This window comes from Mycobacterium conspicuum, assembly GCF_010730195.1.
Taxonomy (GTDB): domain Bacteria; phylum Actinomycetota; class Actinomycetes; order Mycobacteriales; family Mycobacteriaceae; genus Mycobacterium; species Mycobacterium conspicuum.
Genome location: NZ_AP022613.1, coordinates 777678 through 801936 on the forward strand (window position 1 = coordinate 777678; position 24259 = coordinate 801936).

At 70.7% G+C, this 24259-nt stretch carries 18 protein-coding genes and 1 pseudogene; 6 read left to right on the forward strand and 13 right to left on the reverse strand.

Translation table 11 applies throughout. From position 1 onward, the window contains the following. Positions 1–19 precede the first annotated feature (19 nt). Together G6N66_RS03730 and G6N66_RS03735 are read right to left on the reverse strand one after the other, a co-directional pair. Complete coding sequence (locus G6N66_RS03730; RefSeq protein ID WP_085233571.1) at positions 20–1189, reverse strand: alpha-hydroxy-acid oxidizing protein; 1170 nt, start codon at positions 1187–1189, stop codon at positions 20–22. 36 nt (positions 1190–1225) lie between these two features. Further along, positions 1226–1693 carry a hypothetical protein gene (locus tag G6N66_RS03735; RefSeq protein WP_085233572.1) on the reverse strand — a complete coding sequence of 156 codons (468 nt, stop codon included), beginning with the start codon at positions 1691–1693 and terminating at the stop codon, positions 1226–1228. Positions 1694–1914: 221 nt separating this feature from the next. Between G6N66_RS03735 and G6N66_RS30315 the strand changes: the two genes are divergently transcribed. Continuing rightward, positions 1915–2751, forward strand: a complete 837-nt coding sequence (locus G6N66_RS30315) for a PPE family protein (RefSeq protein WP_085233573.1) — start codon at positions 1915–1917, stop codon at positions 2749–2751. Here the strand turns inward: G6N66_RS30315 and G6N66_RS03745 are convergent. From G6N66_RS03745 to G6N66_RS03755, 3 genes are all read right to left on the reverse strand, one after another. Continuing rightward, on the reverse strand, positions 2748–3740 hold the full coding sequence (locus G6N66_RS03745; RefSeq protein ID WP_085233603.1) for a nucleoside hydrolase: 993 nt from the start codon (positions 3738–3740) through the stop codon (positions 2748–2750). The genes G6N66_RS30315 and G6N66_RS03745 overlap by 4 nt on opposite strands. 76 nt (positions 3741–3816) lie before the next feature. Further along, positions 3817–5817, reverse strand: coding sequence for an SDR family oxidoreductase (locus G6N66_RS03750; protein ID WP_085233574.1), 2001 nt, complete (start codon positions 5815–5817; stop codon positions 3817–3819). A gap of 44 nt (positions 5818–5861) precedes the next feature. Further along, positions 5862–6581: a histidine phosphatase family protein gene (locus tag G6N66_RS03755; protein ID WP_085233575.1), complete on the reverse strand. Its 720-nt coding sequence runs from the start codon at positions 6579–6581 to the stop codon at positions 5862–5864. Positions 6582–6676: 95 nt separating this feature from the next. Between G6N66_RS03755 and G6N66_RS03760 the strand changes: the two genes are divergently transcribed. Next, entirely contained in the window at positions 6677–7549 is an 873-nt protein-coding gene (locus G6N66_RS03760; RefSeq protein ID WP_085233576.1) for a MaoC/PaaZ C-terminal domain-containing protein, read from the forward strand. Here the strand turns inward: G6N66_RS03760 and G6N66_RS03765 are convergent. The 6 genes and pseudogenes from G6N66_RS03765 to G6N66_RS03795 all read right to left on the reverse strand — a co-directional run bounded on the left by G6N66_RS03765 (position 7546) and on the right by G6N66_RS03795 (position 17605). Further along, positions 7546–8940, reverse strand: coding sequence for an APC family permease (locus G6N66_RS03765; RefSeq protein WP_085233577.1), 1395 nt, complete (start codon positions 8938–8940; stop codon positions 7546–7548). The two genes, G6N66_RS03760 and G6N66_RS03765, sit on opposite strands and share 4 nt — an antisense overlap. A 63-nt stretch (positions 8941–9003) precedes the next feature. Further along, the gene (locus tag G6N66_RS30560) at positions 9004–9933 is read right to left on the reverse strand and encodes a hypothetical protein (protein ID WP_163645773.1); all 930 of its coding nucleotides are present in this window, start codon (positions 9931–9933) and stop codon (positions 9004–9006) included. Positions 9934–11121: 1188 nt separating this feature from the next. Beyond that, a pseudogene (locus G6N66_RS30565) lies at positions 11122–13167 on the reverse strand (PE family protein); the annotation flags it as partial. After that, positions 13074–14828, reverse strand: coding sequence for a PE family protein (locus tag G6N66_RS30325; RefSeq protein WP_163645776.1), 1755 nt, complete (start codon positions 14826–14828; stop codon positions 13074–13076). The pseudogene G6N66_RS30565 and the gene G6N66_RS30325, both read right to left, overlap by 94 nt. Before the next feature lie 202 nt (positions 14829–15030). Next, a complete protein-coding gene (gene otsB / locus G6N66_RS03790; RefSeq protein ID WP_085234206.1) occupies positions 15031–16137 on the reverse strand; it encodes a trehalose-phosphatase in 1107 nt (368 codons plus the stop codon). Between the two features lie 121 nt (positions 16138–16258). Continuing rightward, positions 16259–17605, reverse strand: a complete 1347-nt coding sequence (locus G6N66_RS03795) for a wax ester/triacylglycerol synthase domain-containing protein (RefSeq protein ID WP_085234184.1) — start codon at positions 17603–17605, stop codon at positions 16259–16261. 228 nt (positions 17606–17833) lie between these two features. Here G6N66_RS03795 and G6N66_RS03800 point away from each other — a divergent pair, with 228 nt between their 5' ends. The 3 genes from G6N66_RS03800 to G6N66_RS03805 all read left to right on the forward strand — a co-directional run bounded on the left by G6N66_RS03800 (position 17834) and on the right by G6N66_RS03805 (position 22451). Continuing rightward, positions 17834–21136 (forward strand): error-prone DNA polymerase, encoded by a 3303-nt coding sequence (locus G6N66_RS03800; protein WP_085234185.1) that lies wholly within the window; start codon positions 17834–17836, stop codon positions 21134–21136. A gap of 104 nt (positions 21137–21240) precedes the next feature. Further along, positions 21241–21588 (forward strand): hypothetical protein, encoded by a 348-nt coding sequence (locus G6N66_RS29090; protein ID WP_197747033.1) that lies wholly within the window; start codon positions 21241–21243, stop codon positions 21586–21588. Between the two features lie 26 nt (positions 21589–21614). Further along, a complete protein-coding gene (locus tag G6N66_RS03805; protein ID WP_197747034.1) occupies positions 21615–22451 on the forward strand; it encodes an oxidoreductase in 837 nt (278 codons plus the stop codon). Positions 22452–22456: 5 nt separating this feature from the next. On the opposite strand, the gene G6N66_RS03810 is transcribed toward G6N66_RS03805, so the two are convergent. After that, a complete protein-coding gene (locus tag G6N66_RS03810; protein ID WP_085234187.1) occupies positions 22457–22867 on the reverse strand; it encodes a TIGR03667 family PPOX class F420-dependent oxidoreductase in 411 nt (136 codons plus the stop codon). Between the two features lie 22 nt (positions 22868–22889). Between G6N66_RS03810 and G6N66_RS03815 the strand changes: the two genes are divergently transcribed. After that, positions 22890–23534, forward strand: a complete 645-nt coding sequence (locus G6N66_RS03815; protein WP_085234188.1) for a nitroreductase family protein — start codon at positions 22890–22892, stop codon at positions 23532–23534. Here the strand turns inward: G6N66_RS03815 and G6N66_RS03820 are convergent, their stop codons facing one another. After that, positions 23535–23999 (reverse strand): tRNA (cytidine(34)-2'-O)-methyltransferase, encoded by a 465-nt coding sequence (locus tag G6N66_RS03820; RefSeq protein WP_085234189.1) that lies wholly within the window; start codon positions 23997–23999, stop codon positions 23535–23537. Positions 24000–24259: the final 260 nt, after the last annotated feature.

A 24259-nucleotide genomic window follows, 5' to 3' on the forward strand; every position in this document is an offset into this window, starting at 1 on the left:
TCTTTTGGGGCGCAATGGGTTAAAGTGCCATAGCGTATTCCACCCGGCGCAATGCCGCGGGTGTCAAGTCCTTGAGCGACGGATATCCGTCGACGGCCATGATCAGATCCGCCTCGGCCAGCAGGGAACGTAGCACGTGCACGATGCCGTCGACACCGCCGAGCGCCAGACCGTAGGCGTAGGGGCGGCCGATCCCCACCGCGGTCGCCCCCATCGCCAGGGCCTTGATGACGTCGGCCCCGCTACGAATGCCCGAGTCGAACAGCACCGGCAGTCCGTCGGCGGCCTCGATGACTCCCGGCAGGCAATCCAATGCGGGTAGGCCGCCGTTGGCTTGCCGCCCGCCGTGGTTGGAACAGTAAATGCCATCAACGCCAAGGTCTTTCGCCCGTCGGACGTCGTCAGGGTGACAGATGCCCTTGACCATCAGCGGCAGGCTGGTCTCCGACCGTAGCCACTCCAAATCGTCCCACCTGAACGGACCGCCGAAGATCGGCAACTTGCGCACGGCGGCCGCGGTGGCATCCTCACCGGGTTGCAAGCTGGCGCGGAATACCGGATCGGAGGTGTAAGTGGCCAGGCACCCGCTGGGCACCTGAGGGTAATTCCCGGCGCTCAGGTCGCGCGGCCGCCACCCGGTGACCCAGGTGTCGAGGGTGACCGCGATGCCCTTCAAACCGGCCGCCTCGGCACGATGCACCAGGCTGGCCGCCATCTCTCGGTCCGGGGGCGTGTACAGCTGGAAGAAGCCCGGGGTGTCGCCGAGTTCGGGGACGATGTCTTCCAACGGATCTGAGGTGAGCGTTCCCACGCAGAACGGCACGCCGGTGCGGGCCGACGCGCGGGCCGCCGCCAAATCGCCGTGGCCGTCCTGGGCACACACGCCGATCACCCCGATCGGGGCCATGAAAATCGGTGAGGGCAAGGTGATGCCGAACAGTTCGATGGAGAGTTCGCGTTCGGCCGGGGCGATCCCCATGCGGGGGAACAGACCCCAGCGCTTGAAGGCGTCGACGTTGGCCCGCTGGGTGAGCTCGTCGCCGGCGCCGCCGGCGACGTACCCCAGCACTTTCGGCGGCATCGCGGCGGCCGCCTTGGCCTCCAGCTCCGCGAACCTAATCGGGTACGGCGGCTGCCGGCCGGCCTGGCCTTGCTGATAGAGCTCGTTCTGATACTCGGCGAATGCCATGGCTCGCGGGTACCCGGGGATCGGGTCACGAAACGGTCAAACGCTTCGCTCCCGTTCCGCGCGTGTGCTGTCCGCTTGACGCATCAGGATGCCACCGCCGGGAAGGGCGCCCACCACGGCGCGCGCTAACCGGTCCCGGCCGCGGATGGCGACCTGAGCCGCTCTGCCGGCGCTCAGGTGGTGCCAACCCAGCAGTGCCCACACCGCCGCGACGACGCAGTCGGTGACGCCCGCCCGCGCTCGGCTGCGGTCGACAACCGCCAGGCCTAGGGCGGTCAACGAGTGCACGGCATCGACCCAAACCCCGCCCGCGAGCATTTCCGGGCTGGGATTGATCCCCGACAGCCCCGCCTGGAGGAGTTGTCGCGCTCCCAGGATGCGCGCGACGACCAATGCCTTGCGGTCGACCCGCACCCCGTGCACCCGGCCAAGCACCAGGCCGGGCGCGACCAACAGCGCGGCGCCCCACGCCGCGCGCAGCAGCTCAATGCGGCGAAAGATCATGGCCGGCCGCTCGATTGAAGCCGGTCGGCACCCCGAAATGAACCGAGTACCTGCACGGACGGGGAGTAACCGCTGGCGAACTGGTGAAAACGCGGGCGTGCGGCTCCGATCGGTTCTACATTGATGCCACCGGTTTGCTAGCGCGGTTGGTGGCCCGGCCGTCTCGCGTAACGGGAGTTGTTAACTGATCGTCGATTAACGCGAGGAAGGGACGGCTGCAGATGAGTTTTGCGGGGTTGCCACCAGAGGTGACGTCGACGCAGATGTATTCCGGCGCGGGCTCGGGGCCGATGCTGACCGCCGCGGCGGCCTGGGCCGGATTGGGCAGCGAGCTGAGTTCGGCCGCGGACTCGTTTTCGTCGGTGGTCTCGGACCTGGTGAACGGGTCGTGGCAGGGCGCGGCGTCGGCGGCGATGGCGGCCGTGGCCACCCAGTATTGGCAATGGCTGAGTGCGGCGGCGGGTCACGCCGAGGCCTCGGCCACGCACGCCACATCCATCGCCGGAATCTTCGAGGCGGCCAAGGCGGCGGTGACGCATCCGGCGGCGGTGGCGGCCAACCGCTCCCAATTCGTGTCCCTGGTGCGGTCGAACCTGTTCGGCTTCAACGCCCCGGCGATCGCCGCCACCGAAGGCGCCTATGAGGGGATGTGGGCCGACAATGTCACCGCGCTGGCCGGCTACCACGGCGCGGCTTCGGCGGTGGCCGAACAGCTGGCCTCATCGCACCAGGCGCTGCCCAACCCGGCCGCGGTAACGCCCAGCAAGCTCAAGGTGGCCCTGCAAGCCGTGATAAACAACGACGTCGTCGCGATCAATCAGCAGATCGACCTCAACCGGAACACCGCTACTGCGGCGCGCCAGATAACCAGGACCGACCTCACCGCGGCGGGGACCGCCCTGACCAAGCTCCAACTTGGCAATGCCGCCACCGACGTCGTCGCCGCGGCGCTTGTCAACGTCGGCGCAACGCTCGCTCTGGTATCGGCGAATGCCACCTTCGTTCCGGAGCTGATCGGTGTGTCCATAGGTCAGTTGGGTGTCGCGTTAGGGCCCTAGTTTGCGTCCAGGCGCCGCGCGAACGGGCCTACCCGTTCGATGAACCGGTCGAAGAACACCAAGGGGTCGACGCCAACGCCGATGTGCGCGTTGGGTTCCCGGCCCCAGCGCCCCGACCAGTCGGTTACCGTCATGCCGCGGGTCAGGGTTCCGGTCAGCTCGACGTCGACCGTCGCGGCCTGGGTTGTAATCAGCTGCGGGTCCAGCGCGGCCGCGGCGGCCAGCGGATCGTGAAGATGCGCCACAAACCCGTGGCCTAGGCCGTGATAGGCCTCCATATAGAACCGCGTCGCGTCCTCGATCACCCGGATCAACGGATTGGCCGGGTTTGACCCGGCGGCGGTCGCCAGCCTCGCGAGATGTTCCGGCGTCATCGCGATGCGGCGCGTCAGATCCAGGCCGCACAAGATTGGAAGTTGTTGTGGTGCAACGGCATTCACCGACCAGGCCGCAAACACCTCGGCCGCCGCCTCGGGGTCGAAGCCGATGTTCCACTCCGTGACCGGGTTGGTGTTGCCGCGGTAATCGTAGGCGCCGCCCATGATCACCAGCCGCCGCAACAGCGTCGGCAGCGCCGGCTCGGCGCGCAGCGCCAGCGCCAGATTGGTCAACGGTGCCGTCGCCACGCCGATCAGCTCACCGGCGAAATCGTGCGCGGCGTGCACCCAGGCCGCCGCGGAGTCGTAGTCGGTGAGTCGGCGTTTCGAAGGCGGCAGGTCGGCATACCCCAAGCCCCTCGTTCCATGCACGGCCGAGGAAGCGAGGATCGCGCCCGCCAGTGTCTCGCTGGAGCCCTTCGAGACCGGCACGTCGGTGATCCGGCACAGCTCAAGCAGCCCGAAGTTGTTCTCGCAAACCTGTTCCACCGCAACGTTTCCGCCGGTCGAGGCGATCCCGACGACGTGCGCGTCCGGGCTGGCCAGCAGGTAGATCAACGCCAGGGCATCGTCGACCCCGGTGTCGACGTCGACGAAGACGGGCGCTTTCACCGCGACCACGTTAGTGCCGCTTCCTGGGGGCCATGCTGGCAGGGTGCCGAGAGCCTCCCCGGGTATCCGCCCGTGACTACCAGTGCACGCCGGGCACCAGCCGGACCAGCTGCTTGACCGGCTTGGGCACGCGGGTGCCGGCGCGTGCCGGCGGTTTGGGACGCCGGGGAGCCTCGGTGTGGTCTGGCTCCGACTCTGGCACCGAAATGCCCAGTGCTGCAGCCGAATCCGGATAGCCCAGATACAGCTGATGCAAGAACCGCCGGGCCGTCCTGGGCGCGAAGTAGTTGCCGGCCTCGGCCAGCGTTCCTATCGGGGTGTCGATGCGCGCCGGCTTGTCCACCAGTGCGCGCACCACCATGGCCGCCGCACGCTCGGGGCTGATGGCCGGCACCGGGTTGAGCCGGTGGGAGGGTGCGATCATCGGCGTCTTCACCAGGGGCATATGTATGTTGGTGAACGTGATGTGGTCGGACAGCGTCTCCGATCCGACCACGTCTGCGAATGCGTCCAGCGCGGCCTTGCTCGGCAGATACGAGCTGTACTTGGGATTTCGCGCTTGTACGCCGGCGCTGGACACGTTGACGACGTGGCCGAATCGGCGTTCACGCCAGTGCGGCAGCAGTGCCAGCACCATCCGCACCGCCCCGAAGTAGTTGACCGCCATCACCCGTTCGTAGTCGTGCAGCCGGTCGGTGGAGTTGACCACCGAGCGGCGTATCGACCGGCCGGCGTTGTTGACCAGGTAGTCGACGTGGCCGAATCGGCCCAGGATGTCTTTGACGGTGTGCTCCACCGAGGTGGAATCGGTGACGTCGCAGGTAAAGGCGTGCGCCGCACCACCTTTGGCGCGGATCTCAACGACCAGCTCGTCGAGGGCGTCGGCGTTGCGGGCCAGCGCGAATACGGTCGCACCTCGCTCCGCCACGGCCAGCGCCGACGCCCGGCCGATCCCGCTGGAGGCACCGGTGATGATGACGTGCCGGCCGCGCAGTGGGCCCTTCGGGTCGTCGCGGCGCGCCCGATCGGGGTCAAGGTGCTCGGCCCAGTATCGCCACAGCCGCGTCGCGTAGTCGGCGAACTCGGGAACCTCAATTCCGGTACCCTGCAATGCCTTTCGGGTCTGGTCGGCGACGAACGTGGGTTTGAGATCGACGACGTCGAAAATCTGCGGCGGCACTCCCACCTGAGTCGCGGCCATGTTGCGCAGCGCCTTGGCGCGCCCGCGAACCTTGAGCACCGGTGCGGCCGCCGACCGCGGCAGCGACCCGCGCAGCGGCGGCAGTCCGGCCGCCGGGGCGATGCCGCGGTAGATGCCGCGCAGCCCAATGGTTTTCGGCGCCGTCAGGTTGAAGGTCTGACCGTCCCGGCCCTCGGCGTGCATGAGCGCGACGAGTGCGTCGGCCACATAGTCGACCGGGACGATGTTGGTGCGGCCGGTGTCGGGCAGCATCAGCGGGGTCAGCCGGGGCAGCACGGCCAGCTTCGACAGCACGCCGAAGAAGTAATACGGTCCGTCGACCTTGTCCATCTCGCCGGTGCGGGAGTCGCCCACCACCACCGCCGGACGGTAGATGCGGTGCCGCAGCCCCGGCGTCGAGCGCACCAGCAGCTCGGCCTCGAACTTCGTCTGGTGATAGGGCGTCGGGAGCCGCTGGCCGACGTCGAAGTCGTCCTCGGTGAACTCGCCGGCGAAGTCGCCCGCGACCGCGATCGACGAGACGTGGTGCAACGTCGCACTTAGCCGCTTGGTCAGCTCGATGACGGCGCGGGTCCCCTCGACGTTGGCGGCCCGTTGTTCGGCGTCGCCGGCGGTGATGTCGTAGATCGCCGCGCAGTGCACCACGTGGTCGATCTCGCCCAACTCGGCGATGGTCGCGTCGGTCAACTCGAGTTCAGTCAGGTCTGCGACCAGCGGCTTTACCCGTTCGCCCCAGCGCACCGACCGTCGTTCGAATCGCCCCAGCGACGCGCGGCGAACCAGCACCCACACCCGCGCGTCGGGCTCGGTGTCCAAGATGCGTGAAACGACGCGGCCCCCAATAAACCCGGTACCGCCGGTAACGACATACCGCATGCGCCCATCGTGGCGGCCCTCACGCCGCGCGTCAACCGGGCCGGTCAGTTGAAGCTGCGGATCCCGTCCCAATCCACCAGCGTCCAGCCGTCCATCGGATTACCGGTGATCACCACCCGGCCGGCATTGGGCAGCGGATGGCTGGTCAGCAGGCTGTCCTTGGGGTTCTTCACGTTCAACAGCGTCCACACCATGATCGCGGTGCCCTGCGAGAACACCGCCGGCTTGCTGTGGCCGCTGTCGTAGATTTTGCGGACGGCGGCGGTGAACTGGTCGTTGAAGTCCTTGCCGCTCACCGAGCCCGGGATGCTGTCGCCGACGTCGCCGTTCAACCAGTTCGTCGGCGCCACCATGTAGGTCGAATTGGCCATCGATTGGGGTTTGCCGTTGTACCAGCCGGCGTTGAGCGGCTGCAGGCCCTGAATGATTTCGACCTGCTTGCCCAGTTCGCTGGCCAGCGGCCCGGCGGTCTGCTGCGCTTCGGCCATGGGCGAGGCGTAAATGGCATCCGCGGGGCCGTTGGAGTCGCTGTGCCGGAGTTGGTGCACCAACTGCTGGGCCTGCCCCTTGCCCTCGTCGGTGAGGCTGGGGCCGGGGACGTTGGTATCGAGGACGCCGTCCGCGTCGGCCTGGGACTGAGCGTTTCGGACAAACGTCACGGTGATGTTGCGCGCCTGCGGTGTTCCGCCGCAGGCACCGACGAGAATCGTGGCGGCGAGCACGGCCAGAACCTTGGCGGCCTTCCAGTCGGTGCGGTTACGCATCTCAATAGCCTGCCTTGCCTACCGCCTCGTTGTGAAGGGTTTGGTAGTGGTTAGCTGCAGGAAAGCTTGCCTTCTGGAATCGAGAGGAGATCCGCATGGCGATCGACCCGACAGCCATCGGCGCGAAGACCGAACCAATGCTGTTCGAATGGACCGACCGGGACACCATGCTCTACGCGCTCGGTATCGGCGCCGGGCTCGAGGACTTGTCGTTCACCACCGAGAACAGCCACGACCTTCCCCAGCAGGTGCTGCCGACCTACGCGGTGATCGCCTGCCCGGCGTTTGGGGCGGGCGGGCTGATCGGAAAGTTCAACTGGGCCTTGCTGTTACACGGCTCGCAGTCCATCAAGCTGCATGCGCCGCTGCCGCCCTCGGGGAAGCTGTCGGTGGTCTCCGACGTCGCCGACATCCAGGACAAGGGCGAGGGCAAGAACGCCATCGTCATGCTGCGGGGCCGCGGCACCGATCCGGACACGGGCGAGTTGGTCGCGGAGACGATGAGCACCGCGGTCATCCGTCAGGCCGGCGGGTTCGGGGGAGTGCCCGGCCAGCGACCCGTCGCACCCGAGTTCCCGGACCGCGCACCCGACGCCCGCATCGACCTGCCCACCCGCGAGGATCAGGCGCTGATCTATCGCCTGTCCGGTGACCGCAATCCGTTGCACAGTGACCCCTGGTTCGCCAAGGAGATGGCCGGGTTCCCCAAGCCGATCCTGCACGGGCTGTGCACCTACGGCGTCTCGGGCCGCGCGCTGGTCAGCGAGCTGGGCAAGGGCGTGGCCGCCAACATCACCTCGATCTCCGCACGGTTCACCTCGCCGGTGTTTCCCGGGGAGACGTTGAGCACGCTGATCTGGCGCACGGGGCCGGGCAAGGCGGTGTATCGCACCGAGGTCGCCGGCGTCGACGGCGCCGAAACGCGGGTGGTGCTCGACGACGGCGAGGTGGAATACACCGAGAGTTAGTTGCTCGGAAGCCGTTGCCGCTGACGGTAATAGTGCCGGTAGGTCGCCGCGGGCACGACGACGAAGGTGATCACGATCAGCGCGATCGAGAAGTAGTTGACGCCTTTTTGCGGCGTCAGCAGGATGGTCCGGTAGTCGAAGGACGCCGCCAGCGCCACCGATACCACGACCGCGACGACCGGTAACACCTTGTCGGTCAACGCATTTCGCCTGACCGCGGCGTGTTCTGGTGACCGACCGCGTGCCAATGCCATGAGAGCGATGGGCACGACGATGAATTGGATGAACCGGGCGATCACCGCCAGGCCGGTGAGGTTCACGCTGTTGAACCGAAGGGCCAGCGGGAACGCGAACGCCAAGGATGCGGTGATTCCGAAAGCGAGCATCGGTACGCCGAATTTGTTCTTGTCTGACAAGCGGATCGGCAAAATCCCGCGGTCGGACAGCGCGGTCCACAGTCGCGGGGCGCCGAACGACGCGGCCACGTTGATGCCGAACATCGACACCAAGGCGCCGATGACGATGACGGTCCGAAACGTCTCGTTTGCGACGGCGGCGGGCAGTTGCACGGTGTCGCGGGAAGCCACGATCTTGTCGGCTCCGAGGCACATTGCGACCACCACGGCGAGCACGTAAATGGCGCCGACGGTCAACACCGCCAGCGGTATGGCGCGCGGCAGGTTCCGGTCGGGTGTGTGCATTTCCTCGGCGGCATTGGCGATCGATTCGAAACCGGTGAACGCGTACAGCGCGGCTATGGTGGCAAGCGTCAATCCGGCGACGCCGTCCCTGTGGATTTCGACGGCCGCCGCCGACGTTGCGTAATTGTTCACGTGCTGGGTGACGACGAGCCACAGCCCGCCGGCGATAAACAACGAAAGCGCGAAAACCTTTCCGATGGTTGAAATTCCGTTCGCCCACCGGATCGCCCGGTTGCCGAACAGGTTAATGGCCAGCAGCACCGCGATAAAGAGGAGAAAGGTCAGGGTCTTGACGCTGAACAGCTCGGTACCTTCGGCCCAATGTTGGCCGGGGAAGAGCACATCCAACAGGGTCGACACAAACAGCGACGCCAAAACTCCCCAGGCGATCGAGGCCGTGATCGCGTGCGTGACACCGACATAGATGCCGATGCGTTCACCGAATGCGGCCCTCGTGTAGGCATAGGCCGCGCCATTGGTTTTCACGTATCGGGCCGCTGTGGCGAACACCAGTGCCATGACGCCGGCGAAGAGGCCCGCCAGAATGTAGGCCAGCGGTGCGTAGGGTCCGGCGAGCTTGATCACCGTGCCCGGGGTCAAGAAGATGCCCGCCCCGATGATCGCGTTGATCCCGAGCAGGACGACGCTCCAGAAGCCGAGCTTGCTGATCGCGCACCGTCCTGTCCGCAGGTCGTACCGCCACGGGCAGCGGTAGCACTGATGACGTCAACGGTGCCACAAGTTGCCTAACCGTTAGGGCCCGCCATCGGAACCATGGTTGCCGTCGGTTCCCCGCGTGCCCGACAGCGTCCCGGGGTCGCGGACCGTGCCGCCGGCGGCGCCGGTGCCGTCGGGCGCGCCGCCGTCGCCGCCGTCGCCGCCGTCGCCGCCGTTGCCGATGAACTGGGCGTTGCCGCCGTCGCCGCCGAGGGCGCCGCTGCCGCCGGTGCCCGTCCCGGTGTTGTTGCCGCCGTCTCCGCCCTGGCCGCCACCCCCGCCGTTGCCTTGGAATGACCCGCCCGTGCCGCCGTTGCCGCCTTGGCCGCCGTCGCCGCCGTTGCTGCTGGCTTGGGTGCTGTTGGTGTTGCCGCCGGTGCCGCCGGCGCCGCCGTTACCGCCGTCGCCGTTGATGGGGGCGTCGCCGCCGCTGCCCCCGGCGCCGCCCTGGCCGCCGTCGCCGGCGTTCTTGGCGGTTTGGCTGCCGCCGCTGCCGCCGTCCCCGCCGTCGCCGCCGCTGCCCTCGGCCGAACCGCCGCTGCCGCCGGCCCCGCCGGCGCCGCCGTTGCCGCCCCGGCCTGGGCCCCCGGTTTCGCTTCCGGCGTTCCCGCCCTGGCCGCCGGCCGGCCCGTTATTGTTGCCGCCGGCCCCGCCGGCGCCGGCCGCCGTCCCCGGATTTGCCGCCGGTGCCGCCGGTGCCGCCGGGGGTGCCGTCGCCGTTCGCGTTGATCCCGCCGGCCCCGCCGGTGCCGCCGGTGCCGCCGTTGCCGTTGCCGCCGTTGCCGCCGTTGCCGCCGTTGCCGGGGTGGTCGGTGAAGTCGCTGGGCTGCGGACCCGCGCCGCCGTTACCGCCGTTGCCGCCGTTGCCGGTGCCCAGGGCGTCGCCGCCGTTGCCGCCGTTGCCGCCGTTGCCGCCGCTGCCCCTGGCGACGTTGACGTCGCCGCCGTTGCCGCCGTTGCCGCCATTGCCGGATTGCGTGCCGCCGGCCCCGCCGTTGCCGCCATTGCCGCCGCCGCCGTTATCGGCGGGCGCCCCCGTTGCCGCCGTTGCCGCCGTCGCCGACCAGCCCGGCGTTGCCGCCGTCACCGCCGGTGCCACCGGCGCCCCCGGTGCCGATGGTCCCGCCACTGCCGCTAAGGTGCCCGCCGAATCCACCGTCGCCTCCGTCGCCGCCGACGCCCGCGGTGCCCGCGTTCACCCCGGCGGTGCCGCCGCTCCCGCCGTCGCCGCCGGCCCCACCGTTGCCGCTGGCCTTCGGTCCCGGGGCAAACCCTCCAAAGGCCGCTCCGCCCGTCCCGCCGGTCCCGCCCTGGCCGCCGGTGCCGCCGTTGCCGTCGAGCCCGGCGTCCCCGCCGTTTCCGCCGGCGCCGGCGTTGCCGCCGTTGCCGCCGGTGCCTTGGCTGGCGGGGGTGCTGTTTGTTCCGGAGTCGCCGCCGGTGCCGCCGTTGCCGCCGGTCCCGCCGTCCCCGGCGTTGCCGCTCTGCTCCCCGCCGTGCCCGCCCGCGCCGGCGTCGCCGCCGTCGCCGCCGTTGCCGGCCACGCTGTCGGTGCCGGTGACGTTCGCGCCACTGCCGCCGGCGCCGCCGTTGCCGCCTTGGCCGCCATTGCCGGTCACCCCGGCGTTGCCGCCGTTGCCACCGGAACCGCCTTTGCCGCCGGCATCACCGGTCGCGCCGTTGGCGATCCCGGTGCTGCCGTCACCGCCGTCGCCACCCGCGCCGCCGTTGCCGCCGCTGCCGGTGGTGGCGCCGGTGCCGGCGGTGCCGGAATTCCCGCCGTCACCGCCGTTCCCGCCGGCCGGGGCGCTGGCCCCGCCGGTGCCGGTGTCGGTGCCGCCGTTGGCGCCGTTGCCGCCGTCGCCGCCGTCACCGGCGTTGCCGCCGACACCGCCGGCGGCGTTGCCGCCATTGCCGCCTTGGCCGCCCTGGCCGCCGTTGTCGCCGGCCAGGCCGGCGGCGGTGGCGGTGTTCGCGTCGCTACCGTTGCCGCCTTTGCCGCCGTTACCGCCGTTGCCGGCATTGCCGTTGGTGGCGCCGGTGCCGGCGGTGCCGGCATCCCCACCGTTCCCGCCGTTACCGCCACCCGGGGCGGTGACCCCACCGGTGCCGGTGTCGGCGCCACCGTTGCCGCCGGCCCCGCCATCGCCGCCGCTACCGGCGTCGCCGCCGACGCCGGTGAGCCCGCCGCTGCCACCATTGCCACCTTGGCCGCCTTGCCCGCCGGCGGTGCCGGCCAGGCCGCTGACGTCGGACATCCCGTCCCCGCCCTGGCCGCCTTGCCCGCCGTTGCCGCCGACCCCGAAGTGGCCGTTGGCGCCCGCGGTGCCGGCGGTCCCGCCGCCCGCACCGGCGTTGCCGCCTCTGCCGCCGGCGCCGGCGTTGCCGCCGTTGCCGCCGTTTCCGCCGGTGCCCGCGCCCTTGCCGGTGTCCGGGGCGCCCGCACCGCCGGTGCCGCCGTTTCCGCCGGTGCCGCCGTTTCCGCCGGTGCCGCCGTTGCCGTTGACGCCGCCCGCGCCGGCGGCGCCGCCGGTCCCGCCGGTGCCGCCCTGTCCGCCCGCGGTGCCGTCGCCGCCGGCCGCGCCGGTGGTTCCGGTGGCGTCGGTGCCGGCCCTGCCGGCGCCGCCTTGGCCGCCTTGCCCGCCGTTGCCGCCGGTGCCCGCGTCGCCGACTGTCCCTGCGGTGCCCGCGGCGCCGGCGCCGCTGCCGGCGGCTCCGCCCTGCCCGCCGGCACCGGCCGCTCCGCCGGTGCCGCCGGTGCCGCCGTTGCCCGCGCCGGCGCCGCTGTCGGCGGCCCCGGTTCCCCCGGTGCCGCCGTTGCCGCCGGTGCCGCCGGTTCCGCCGGTGCCGCCGTTGCCGTTGACGCCGCCCGCGCCGGCGGCCGGTCCGCCGGTGCCGCCCTGTCCGCCCGCGGTGCCGTCGCCGCCGGCCGCGCCGGTGGTTCCGGTGGCGTCGGTGCCGGCCCTGCCGGCGCCGCCTTGGCCGCCGGTCCCGCCGTTGCCGCCGGTGCCCGCGTCGCCGACCGCCCCGCGGTGCCCGCGGCGCCGGCGCCGCTGCCGGCGGCTCCGCCCAGTCCGCCGGCACCGGCCGCTCCGCCGGTGCCGCCGGTGCCGCCAGCGCCCGCGCCGGACCCGGTGTCGGCGGCGCCAGTTCCCCAGTGCCGCCGTTGCCGCCGGTGCCGCCGACGCCCCCGGCGCCGCCGTTGCCGTTGACGCCGCCCGCCCCGGCGGCGCCGCCGGCCCCGCCGGCGCCGCCGTCACCGCCCGCGCTGCCATCCCCGCCGGCCGCACCGGTGGTTCCGGTGGCGTCAGCACCCGCCGCGCCGGCCCCACCGTTGCCGCCGCTGCCGCCCTGGCCGCCATTGCCCGCGCTGCCCGCCGCCCCGCCGGTGCCGCCGGTGCCGGCGACGCCGCCGGCCCCGGCCTGGCCGCCGGCGCCGCCGGTCCCGCCGTTGCCGCCGGCCGAACCGACGCCGGTGCTGTCGGCACCGTCTCCGCCGTTGCCGCCCGCACCGCCGTTGCCGCCGGTGCCGCCGTCGCCGTTGGTGCCGCCATTGCCGGCGCCGCCGTGGCCGCCCTGTCCGCCGGCCCCGCCGGCAAAACCGGACTCCCCGGCGCCGCCGTTGCTGCCGGCCCCCCCGTCACCGCCGTCACCGCCGGTGCCGCCGGTGCCGGCGCTGCCCGCGCTACCACCGACGCCACCGGTACCGGCGGCGCCGCCCTGGCCGGCGCCGCCGCCGTCGCCGCCGTTGCCACCGGCCCCGCCGGACAGGCCGAAGCCGACACCGGAGCTCCCATGGCCGCCGGCGCCGCCGTCGCCGCCGGTGCCGCCGGTGCCGCCGTTGCCGTTGATGCCACTGCCGGTGGTTGCACCACCCTGGCCGCCCGCGCCGCCGGCGCCGCCGTTGCCGCCGGCGCCGCCGGCCTCACCCGGATTGCTGCCTGTGGCGCCGGCCCCGCCGTGGCCGCCCACGCCACCATTGCCCGCGTTGCCGCCATTACCAGCCGCGCCGACGCCGGTGCCCGCATTGCCGCCATTGCCGCCGTGACCACCTAAGCCGCCGAACCCGCCGAGACCACCACCGCCGCCTCCGGTGCCGCCGACACCGCCTAGGCCGCCATCGCCGTTGGTGCCGCCGGTACCGGCGGACCCGCCGGCCCCACCCTGGCCGCCTGCGCCGCCGTCGCCGCCGTTGCCAAGCAGGAGGAAGCCCTTGGCGCCGTTGCCGCCGTTGCCCGCGTTGCCGCCATCGCCGCCGTTGCCCGCGGCCCCGCCGGCGCCGCCGGTGACCGCTTCCGCCCCCGCCCGTTGCCGCCGATGCCACCGGCACCGCTGCCACCAAAGCCGCTGCCGCCGTCGCCCGCCGCGCCGCCCTTGCCGCCGCCGCCACCGTTGCCGCCGACGCCGTTGGTGCCGCCGGCGCCGGTCGACCCGCCGGCCCCGCCTTGGCCGCCGCTCCCGCCGGTGCCGCCGTCGAAGCCGTTGGCGCCGGCACCCCCGGCATCGCCGGCTCCGCCGTTGCCGCCCAGGCCGCCGTCGCCGCCCACGCCGCCGTCGCCCGCCTTGCCCGCCGCGCCCACGCCGACGCCGGCCGCCCCGCCGGCGCCGGCATTACCGCCATTGCCGCCGGCGCCGCCCGACCCCCCGTCACTGTCCACGCCATCGGCACCCGCACCGCCCGCCCCGCCGCTCCCGCCGTTGCCGCCCTGACCACCGTTGCCGTTGGTGCCCCCGACCCCGGCCGAGCCACCCACACCGCCGACCCCGCCGGCGCCGCCGTTGAAGCCGTTGCCGCCAACGGCACCGGCATCGCCGGCCCCCCCGTTGCCGCCGGTTCCACCGTTACCGCCAGCGCCGGTCGCGCCGGCGGCACCGGCGTGTCCCGAGATTCCCGCCGCGCCACCCAAGCCGCCGGCCGCCGCGTCGCCACCGTGGCCGCCGGCGCCGCCATCGCCGCCGACCATGCCGGCACCCAGACCCGAACCGCCGTTGCCGCCCGCGCCGCCGTCGCCGCCCCTACCGCCCAGGCCGCCAGCGCCGCCGGCCCCGCCCAACAGCGCCTGGTTGGCCCCGCCCGCCCCACCTATCCCGCCGTTTCCGCCGTCCCCGCCGGCCGCCCCGCTCACGCCCGCCGTCGGGCTCGAGGCGCCGTCGGTACCGCTTCCCCCGACACCGCCGGGACCGCCGACGCCGCCGACGCCGGTGAGCGAGAACAGCTGCCGGTTGGCGCCACCGGCACCTCCGGCCCCCCCGTTACCGCCGGTCCCGCCGGTTCCCCCGCTTCCGCCGGACCCGCCGTTGCCGCCGCCGATCCACCCGTTGGCCCCGCCGGCCCCGCCGGCCCCACCGGTCCCGCCGACACCGGTAGCGGTTCCGCCAGCGCCGCCATTACCTCCATGGCCCCACAGCCCCGCCGATCCGCCCGCCCCGCCGACCCCGCCGTCGGCGCCGGTGGTGCCGGACCCGCCGTCGCCGCCGTTACCGATAATCCATCCGCCGTCGCCGCCGGGCTGCCCAGTACCCGGCGCCCCAGCGGCGCCGTTGCCGAACAGCGGGCGACCCGTCAGGTCTTTGACCGGCGAAAACAGCGCCAGCGCCTGCAGCGGCGAGCCGTTGGCGGCCTCGGTGCCGGCATACGCGTTGCCGGCGTCGTTGAGGGCCCGCACGAATTGCTGGTGAAAGCTTGCCACCAGTTTGCTGAGCGCCTGATACTCGTGGCCGTAGGCGCCGAATAGTCGCGAGATCGCCAACGACACTTCGTCGGAGGCCGCCGCTTCGATCTGTGTTGTCGGGGCGGTGGCCGCTGCGGTCGCATCGCTGATCGCGGATTGGACAGCGGCGTATTCGGTTGCCGCAATTGCCATAACTTCTGGGTTCGCGAACACCAATGACACGGCTTGACCTCCCGTTCGACCGTGGGAGGATACCGAAGCTCATATGTCTGGACGTAGATTTTGATGCAAGTTTCCAGACTATTCGCAGGGAAACCGATGACTGGTCGGAATTGCGGTCTGTTAATTCACGCGAGCGTCGGAAGAACGGGCCCGGATATCGAGTTGTCGTCCGTTATGTCGCCCGGGCGTGGGCTATCTGTTGCGCCAACCGCCGGGCGAACTCGCTGACCCGCGCGGGACTGTCCAGCGCGAACAACGCGGCGGTGGCGCGGTCACCATCGTCGGAATGCCGTACCACGATTGGCACACCGGTCGGGCGAACCGCGTCGAACGCATCCTCATCGGTGATGTCGTCGCCGAGAAAGATCGGCATAACCGGGCCCGAACCTGCCCGCTGCAGGTGATCGATCACCCAGCGCAGCGTCTTCCCCTTGTCCCAGTCGATGTCCGGTCGCAGCTCGATCACCTCGCGGCCGGTGGTGACGCGAAGCACGTCGCGCTGGCCGGCCGCCCGCACCGCCGCGGTCACTTCGCCGACACGGTCGCGGGCGGCGTTGCGGTAGTGCACCGCGACCCCAAAGCGCTTGTGTTCCGCCACAACACCGGAAATCGATCCGAGTTGGTCGCGCAGCTCCGCCGCGGCGCGCTCCAGCACCGGTATGGCCGCCGCCGCGTCGTCGTTCTGGTGGTGTCTTCCGTCGGGTGCGGTCAACTCGAAACCATGGCTGCCGGCATACCAAATGCCGGGCAGGCCGACGCGCTCGGTCACGTCGGCGAGGTCACGGCCGGACAGCACCGCGACAGGACAACGCCCGGCCAGTTCCCGCAGCGCCTCGGCCGCGCCCGCGACGAGCGTGGCGGTGTCGGGATCATTCACGATGTCGGACAGTGTGCCGTCGAAGTCGAAAAACACCGCCGGCCGTCGGGAGGCGAGGTCGTCGATCAGGCCCGCGGCCTGTAGGGCGTCGGGCAGCTCGGACATCCGTTGGTCTCCGGTGCGGACTCTGATGTCTCCCAAGCCGGCGACTACCGCATCGGCGCCGCTGCGGCCCAGTGCATCACCGTCGACACCGATCACCAACGCGAACCCACCGGCGCGCGCCGACTCGACATCGGTGGGGTGTGTGGCGACGACGACGCACCGGCCCGGGCGCATTTTCAGTCGATCGGCCAGCTCGACCAGTGCGCTCGCAGACGCCGGGACGGCGACGCGCGCGGTGCCGACACCGATGCCCTGGAGCCGACGGAGCAGGGTCACCGCGGCATCGGAGTCGGCCATCGCCGCGTCGAGGGCGAACAAGACAGCGTCGTGGCGGCGCGGGTCGATGACGACCGGCTCGAACGTGACCACGACCAACCTTCTCACGGTGGCCACCGCGGCCCGTGTGGGCCTGGGTGGGTCAGCGTCGCGCTCGCGTAGTCGGCGCCGACGGGTGCCGTCGCTGCGCGCTGATGGTGAGCGGGGGCGGCGAGGCCTTGCGACGGTCCCTGGTGAACAGCAGCACGGAGTCTTGACTGAGCGCCACCAGCTGCGCGACGCCCCGGTCGATACCGGCCGCGAGCTGTTCGAGCTCGGCCCCGTCGTCGTAGCCGGCGGTGATCCCGAACACCACCTCATCGCCATAGCTGAGCGCCGCGACGCCGGTGCTCAGTTGCGGCGCGGTCGGGGGGATGGGCAGCAGGCCGTCCACCTTCCTGCCCATCAGCGCCAACCGGTGCCGTGGCCCGGAACCGTTGGTTTCCAACGTCACGACGCGGGCTTCGGGCGGCCGAGTCAGCAGAGTGTGAACCGCCTTGGCGCACAACATGAATGGCGCGTAGGTGAGCGGCTTGGGCGGCTCGGTCTGCCCCACCTTCAGCCGGGCGTGGACCGTGCGCAGGCGCTGCACCGGGTCGCTGTGCTCGACGGGCAGGTACGGCAGCATGACCGACCGGCGATGGCCGACCGTCTCCCACGTGCGCAACGACCCCGCGCGCGGTTCGTCGCCCCGGTGCAGCAGGACGGTACGGAAGCCCTCCGTGATCGCGGCGAGGGCGACGTCGTTGGCGGTCACGCCGAACTTGCGGCAGACCGCGTCGACCGCGGCGACGGGAACCCGCACCGTGCCGTACCGCCGCATGGTGGTCACCGGACGCGATAGCTGCGCGCCGGGCCAGATCACGGCTTCCGCCGCGCGCGTGAACGCGCCGGCCGAAGCCCGCAGCAAGGTCTCGGCCCAGGTCCGCGTGGGCGTCTCCGAAACCGGTTTGACTCCAACGTGATTGGCGAACATGTCGCCGTCGGCGTCGTCGCAGAGCCGGGTAAGAAGGTGTGCGGCCGAGACGCCGTCGGCCATGCGGTGGTGCACCTTCATCAGGATCGCCCACTTCTTGTTGCGCAGGCCTTCGATGATCCAGCACTCCCACAGCGGACGGTCCAGATCCAGCGGGCGCTCCAGGGCATGGGTGATGGCCTGGAACAACTCGGCGTCGTCGCCCGGCTGCGGCAGGGCCACCCGGCGGACATGGTGGGCGAGGTCGAATCCCGGATAGTCCGTCCAGTCCTCGCCACCATCGAACGGATGCGTCAGCAACACCTGCCTGCACCGCGGTATCGCCTGGATTCGTTCTGCCAGAGTCGTTTTGAGCAGATCGTAGTCGGGGACTGCACCGTCGACGACCGCGACCGCGGCGATCGCCAAGCTCGCCCGCCGAGCCGGATCCTGAGCCTTGAGATAGCCGGCGTCAGGTGCCATCAGCTGTGCCACGGTCCATCCCCGAAAGTCGTTTTTTCAATGTGTACCAGTATCCGGCGAGGGCCCGCCCGGCGATAGGCCTGGCAGGTTAAGAACGTGTTTTGTTGTTAAATATGCGTTTAACTGCAGCGACAGTCTCGCGGCCGCCGCCGACGGCAAATTCCCCTCAGGCCGTTCCAAGGTATGCGGCCGTTCGGCCCGTACTTCTATATCGAACATACTTTCGATAGACTATCGCGCGTGGGATGGTTCAACGGCCCGCCGAGTTGGGCGGAAATGGAGCGGGTGCTCGACGGCAAGCCGCGCCACGCCGGTGCGCCGCCCATTGCGCCCCACGACCTCAACGACGATGTTCCCTTGTCGCGCAAGCGCGGCAGGTATGAGCCGCCCGGCGGCGAGAGGGCGGCCCGGTCGTCCGTCTCGTACGCCGAGCTGCACGCGCATTCGGCGTACAGCTTTCTCGACGGCGCCAGCACCCCGGAGGAACTGGTCGAGGAGGCCGCCCGACTAGATCTGCGTGCGCTGGCGCTGACCGATCACGACGGCCTGTACGGCGCGGTGCGGTTCGCCGAGGCGGCCGCGGAACTTGACGTGCGTACCGTGTTCGGCGCCGAGCTGTCACTGGGATCGCAAGCCCGCACCGAGCAGCCGGATCCGCCAGGCCCGCATCTGCTGGTGCTGGCCCGCGGCCCGGAAGGCTACCGTCGGTTGTCGCGGCAGCTGGCCGCCGCGCATCTGGCCGGCGGCGAAAAGGGTAAGCCCCGCTACGACTTCGACGCGCTGACCGAGGCGGCCGGCGGACATTGGCACATCCTCACCGGATGCCGCAAAGGTCATGTGCGCCAAGCGCTTTCCGAGGGCGGCCCGGACGCGGCGGGACGGGCGCTGGCCGATCTAGTGGACCGGTTCGGGCCGGGCCGGGTGTCCATCGAGCTGACCCATCACGGGCAACCGCTCGACGACGAACGCAACGCCACGCTGGCCGGGCTGGCGCCGCGCTTCGGGGTCGGCGTCGTCGCCACCACCGCCGCGCATTTCGCGCATCCGTCGCGCAGCCGGCTGGCCATGGCGATGGGCGCGATCCGGGCGCGGCAGTCCCTGGACGCCGCCGCCGGGTGGCTGGCCCCGCGCGGGGGTTCGCACCTGCGGTCCGGCGAGGAGATGGCCCGGCTGTTCGCGCATGTGCCCGATGCGGTGACCGCCGCCGCCGAGCTCGGCGAGCAGTGCGCATTCGGGCTGGCGCTGATCGCGCCGCAGCTGCCGCCGTTCGACGTGCCCGACGGGCACACCGAGGACAGCTGGCTGCGCCGGCTGACCATGGCCGGCGCGCGGGACCGCTACGGGCCCGCCGACCAGGCGGCTCGCGCTTACGCCCAGATCGAGCATGAATTGAAAGTCATTGCGCAACTGAAATTTCCGGGCTATTTCCTGGTGGTCCACGACATCGCCCGGTTCTGCCGGGACAACAACATCCTGTGTCAGGGCAGGGGCTCGGCGGCCAACTCCGCGGTCTGTTATGCCCTGGGCGTCACCGCCGTCGACCCGGTGGCCAACGAGCTGCTGTTCGAACGCTTCTTGTCGCCCGCCCGCGACGGGCCGCCCGACATCGACATGGACATCGAATCCGACCAACGTGAAAAGGTCATCCAGTACGTCTACGACAAATACGGCCGCGACTACGCTGCCCAGGTCGCCAACGTCATCACCTACCGGGGGCGGATCGCGGTGCGCGACATGGCCCGCGCCCTGGGGTTCTCGCAGGGCCAGCAGGACGCGTGGAGCAAGCAGATCAGCCAGTGGAACGGGCTGGCCGACTCGCCCGACTCGAATCTTCTAGCCGACATCCCAGAGCAGGTGATCGACCTGGCCACCCAGATTCGGAATCTTCCGCGGCACATGGGCATTCATTCCGGCGGGATGGTGATCTGCGACCGTCCGATCGCCGACGTGTGCCCGGTGGAGTGGGCGCGCATGGAAAACCGCAGCGTCCTGCAGTGGGACAAAGATGACTGTGCGGCAATCGGTTTGGTGAAGTTCGACCTGCTCGGGCTGGGCATGCTCTCGGCGCTGCACTACGCGATAGACCTGGTGGCCGAGCACAAAGGTATCGAGGTGGACCTGGCCAAGCTCGACCTGTCCGAGCCGGCGGTGTACGAGATGCTGGCCCGTGCCGATTCGGTCGGCGTGTTCCAGGTGGAGTCGCGGGCGCAGATGGCCACGCTGCCCAGGCTCAAGCCGCGAATCTTCTATGACCTGGTGGTCGAGGTCGCGCTGATTCGGCCCGGACCCATCCAGGGCGGGTCTGTGCACCCCTACATCCGGCGGCGCAACGGCCTCGACCCGGTGGTCTACGACCATCCGTCGATGGAGCCGGCGCTGCGAAAGACGTTGGGGGTGCCGCTTTTTCAGGAGCAGTTGATGCAGCTGGCGGTGGACTGCGCTGGCTTCTCGGCCGCCGAGGCCGACCAGTTGCGCCGCGCGATGGGATCCAAACGTTCCACCGAACGAATGCGACGGCTGCGCGGCCGGTTCTACGAGGGCATGCGCGCGTTGCACGGCGCCGCCGACGAGGTGATCGACCGGACCTACGAAAAGCTGGAGGCCTTCGCCAACTTCGGCTTTCCGGAAAGCCACGCGCTGTCCTTCGCGTCGCTGGTGTTCTACTCGTCGTGGTTCAAGCTGCACCACCCGGCGGCGTTCTGCGCCGCGCTGCTGCGTGCGCAACCGATGGGGTTCTATTCGCCCCAGTCGCTGGTGGCCGACGCGCGCCGGCACGGCGTGACAGTGCACGGCCCGGACGTCAACGCCAGCCAGGCGCACGCCACCCTCGAGAACGCGGGAACCGAAGTGCGACTCGGCCTGGGCGCCGTCCGCCACATCGGGGATGACCTGGCCGAAAAGCTGGTCGAGGAGCGAAAAGCCAACGGCGCCTTCGCCTCTCTGCTCGATCTGACGACCCGGCTGCAGCTCTCCGTGCCACAGACCGAGGCGCTCGCGACCGCCGGGGCGCTGGGCTGCTTCGGGATGTCCCGGCGGGAAGCCCTGTGGGCGGCCGGGGCCGCGGCCACCCAACGCCCGGACCGGCTACCGGGCGTGGGCTCGTCGTCGCACATTCCCGCATTGCCGGGGATGAGCGAGCTGGAGTTGGCCGCCGCCGACGTGTGGGCCACCGGCATCTCCCCGGACAGCTATCCGACGCAGTTCCTGCGGGCCGACCTGGACGCGCTGGGCGTGGTCCCCGCCGACGCGCTGGGATCGGTGCCCGACGGCGACCGGGTGCTGATCGCCGGCGCGGTGACCCATCGGCAGCGGCCCGGGACGGCGCAGGGCGTGACGTTTCTCAACCTCGAGGACGAGACCGGAATGGTCAACGTGCTCTGCACGCCGGGGGTGTGGGCGCGACACCGCAAGCTCGCGCACACCGCGCCCGCGCTGCTGATCCGCGGTCAGGTCCAAAACGCCAGCGGCGCGATCACCGTCGTGGCCGAGCGGATGGGCCGCATCAGCCTGACGGTCGGTTCGAAATCGCGCGACTTCCGCTAGGCCGTCGTCAATCCGTGCGTCGATCGTCCACTTCCGGCGTCCGCGCGCCGTAGACTTCGGCTCATTGCCGCGCCTCATCCACAAGCTTTCACCAAGGAGTCGACATGAAATTCCAGCTCGCTCGCCGTGGCGCTGCGATATTGGGTTGTGCTGCGGCGCTTGTTCTTTCTCCCGCGGTTGCCAGCGCGGATCCGCCCGACCCGCACCAGCCGGACATGACGAAGGGCTTCTGCCCGGGTGGTCGATGGGGGTACGGCAACTTGGCCGTGTGCGACGGCGACAAATACCCCGACGGGTCGTATTGGCACCAGTGGATGAAAACCTGGATAGTCGGCCCCCAGTTCTACTACGACTGCGTCAGCGGCGACGAACCTCTGCCCGGACCGCCCCCGCCCGGCGGCTGCGGCGGCGCGATTCCGCCCGACGGGCCGCCACCACCGCCGCCGAACTGACCTCGGTGGCTTCAAGGAATAGCGAAGTGCCGCAGAAGGTTTGGCTCCTCACCGGGGCGTCCCGCGGTTTCGGGTTGGAGATCGCGCGCAAGATCCTGGGTCAGGGTGATTGCGTGGTCGCGACCGCGCGCCGCGCCGGCCAGATTCCCGCCGAGTTTCCCGACGCCGGCGACAGCTTGCTTGCCGTCGACCTCGATGTCACCAATGGCGATCAGGCGGAGGCCGCCGTCGAGGCCGCCGTCGACAAATTCGGCCGGATCGACGTGCTGGTCAACAACGCCGGCCGGGGCCTGCTCGGCGCCGTCGAGGAGGCCTCCGACGCGGCGGCCCGAGCCGTCTACGAGGTCAACGTATTTGGCACCCTGACCATGCAGAGGGCCGTGCTGCCGATCATGCGTCGCCAGCGCTCCGGCCACATCATCAACATCAGTTCGGTCGGTGGGTTGCTCGGCTCGCCTGGGTGGGGCGTCTACTGCTCGACCAAGTTCGCCGTGGAGGGGTTCAGCGAGGCGCTCGCCAAGGAACTCAAGCCCCTCGGCATCTGGGTCACCATCGTCGAACCCGGCTATTTCCGCACCGACTTCCTCGACGCGTCCAGCCTCGACACCGAGCAGACCGTCATCGCCGACTACCAGGCCACCGCCGGGGCGATGCGCGCGCATGCGGCCGACGTCAACCACGCCCAGCCCGGCGATCCGATCAAGGCCGCCGCGGCCATCGTCGACATCGCTGCTGCGGCCGAGCCGCCCGTGCACCTGCTGCTGGGCACGGACTGCGTCGCCGCGGTCGAGGCCAAGATCGCCGACCTGCAGGCCGACATCGATACCTGGCGGGCCGTGTCGCTCTCGACCGACCACGACTGAGCGCGCTACGCGGTCGGGGTCGTCCAGACTTTCGTGGGCGTGATCTTCAGGCGGGTGGTGAAGTCGCCCATCATCTCGGTCAGGCCCTCCCGCTCGGCGTCGGCGCGGTATTTCGCCCAGTACGGGCCGTCGTCGCGACCATCGACGCCGGTGGCATCGATCGTCGCGGTCCCGCCGATGACGATGACGCCGCCGCCGTCGCCGTCGGAATCCAGGTTCAGGCTCACCTGCGGGTGCTCCTTGATGTGCGCCACCTTGGCCGCCTGCGGCATCGAGTACACGAACAGGTCGGCGCCGTCGAAGTAGAACCAGACCAGCCGCGGCACCGGTTGCCCCGATTTGGCGACGGTGGTCAGCCACCCGCAGTGGTCGGCGGTCAGCCGGTCGGAAACCTCTTGTGTCAGTTCGACGCTCATGACGTAACGGTAGCCTCCACACATGACCCTCAACCTGTCCGTCGACGAAGTCCTCACCACCACCCGCTCGGTACGCAAACGCCTCGACTTCGACAAGCCGGTGGGCCGCGACGTGCTGATGGAATGCCTCGAGTTGGCGCTGCAGGCACCGACCGGCTCCAACTCGCAGGGCTGGCAATGGGTGTTCGTCGAGGACGCCGACAAGAAGAAGGCGATCGGCGACGTTTACCTGTCCAACGCCCGCGGCTACCTGAGCGCGCCCGGAGTCGAATACCCCGAGGGTGACACGCGCGGTGAACGAATGGGCCTGGTCCGCGATTCGGCGACCTACCTCGCCGAGCACATGCACGAGGCGCCGGTCCTGATGATCCCGTGCATCTTCGGTCGCGAAGACAAGCAGCCGCTGGGCGGGGTGTCGTTCTGGGCGTCGCTGTTTCCCGCGGTCTGGAGTTTCTGCCTGGCGCTGCGCTCGCGGGGGCTGGGTTCCTGCTGGACCACGCTGCACCTGCTCGGCGACGGCGAGAAGCGGGTGGCCGACGTGCTCGGGATTCCCTACGACAAGTTCAGTCAGGGCGGCCTGTTTCCCATCGCCTACACCAAGGGCACCGACTTCCGGCCGGCCAAGCGGCTGCCCGCCGAGCAGCTCACGCACTGGAACAGCTGGTAATCACACGGCGCCGGAATAGCCGTGCTGCCGCCACGCCTCGTACACCGCGATCGCGGCGGCGTTGGACAGGTTCAGCGACCGCCGGCCCGCCAGCATGGGAATGCGCACCTGCTGGGTGACGTGATCGTCGGCCAGGGTGGCGGCGTCCAGCCCGGTGGGTTCCGGCCCGAACATCAGCACGTCGCCGGCCTGGTAGTCGACGTCGGCGAACGTCGTGTCCGCGTGCGCGGTGAACGCGATCACCCGCTCCGGCGACAGCGCCTCCCACGCGGCGGGCAGCGACGCGTGCACGGTGACCGACGCCAGGTCGTGATAGTCCAGCCCGGCCCGTCGCAGCTTGGGCTCGGACAGGTCGAAGCCCAACGGCTCCACCAGATGCAGCTCACACCCGGTGGCCGCCGCGGTCCTGATGGCGTTGCCCGTGTTGGGCGCGATGCGCGGGGTGAAAAACAGCAGACGGAACACAACACGGAATCCTTGCAGGCATGCGCGTGCCCCAACCGCTAAGAGCGGACGCAATCGCTGCCGGGTTTGCTGAGTCCAACCGCCCAGGAACGGCAGTGGTGACCGCGACCGCGGGCTGTCATACTCGCAGGGTTGCCAGGCAGCGAAGTCCAGAGCGCTCCTCGAGTGCATGCGCCTGGTGCGGGCGGAACAAAGCAGGAAGTTTCATGACTCTGTCGTTTTTCCGGGCGTTTCTCCGGGCACCAAAACTCAGCGCTGCG

Bases quoted from the DNA above. Each gene is read 5' to 3' on its own strand.
- G6N66_RS03760 (WP_085233576.1), top strand. From the start codon at position 6,677: ATGGCGATCGACCCGACAGCCATCGGCGCGAAGACCGAACCAATGCTG.
- G6N66_RS30315 (WP_085233573.1), top strand. From the start codon at position 1,915: ATGAGTTTTGCGGGGTTGCCACCAGAGGTGACGTCGACGCAGATGTAT.
- G6N66_RS30560 (WP_163645773.1), bottom strand. From the start codon at position 9,933: ATGGCGGCAACGGCGGCAACGGCGGCGACGTCAACGTCGCCAGGGGCA.
- G6N66_RS03810 (WP_085234187.1), bottom strand. From the start codon at position 22,867: ATGAGCGTCGAACTGACACAAGAGGTTTCCGACCGGCTGACCGCCGAC.
- G6N66_RS03750 (WP_085233574.1), bottom strand. From the start codon at position 5,817: ATGCGGTATGTCGTTACCGGCGGTACCGGGTTTATTGGGGGCCGCGTC.
- G6N66_RS30325 (WP_163645776.1), bottom strand. From the start codon at position 14,828: ATGGCAATTGCGGCAACCGAATACGCCGCTGTCCAATCCGCGATCAGC.
- G6N66_RS29090 (WP_197747033.1), top strand. From the start codon at position 21,241: ATGAAATTCCAGCTCGCTCGCCGTGGCGCTGCGATATTGGGTTGTGCT.
- G6N66_RS03815 (WP_085234188.1), top strand. From the start codon at position 22,890: ATGACCCTCAACCTGTCCGTCGACGAAGTCCTCACCACCACCCGCTCG.
- G6N66_RS03755 (WP_085233575.1), bottom strand. From the start codon at position 6,581: ATGCGTAACCGCACCGACTGGAAGGCCGCCAAGGTTCTGGCCGTGCTC.
- G6N66_RS03730 (WP_085233571.1), bottom strand. From the start codon at position 1,189: ATGGCATTCGCCGAGTATCAGAACGAGCTCTATCAGCAAGGCCAGGCC.
- otsB (WP_085234206.1), bottom strand. From the start codon at position 16,137: ATGGCCGACTCCGATGCCGCGGTGACCCTGCTCCGTCGGCTCCAGGGC.
- G6N66_RS03735 (WP_085233572.1), bottom strand. From the start codon at position 1,693: ATGATCTTTCGCCGCATTGAGCTGCTGCGCGCGGCGTGGGGCGCCGCG.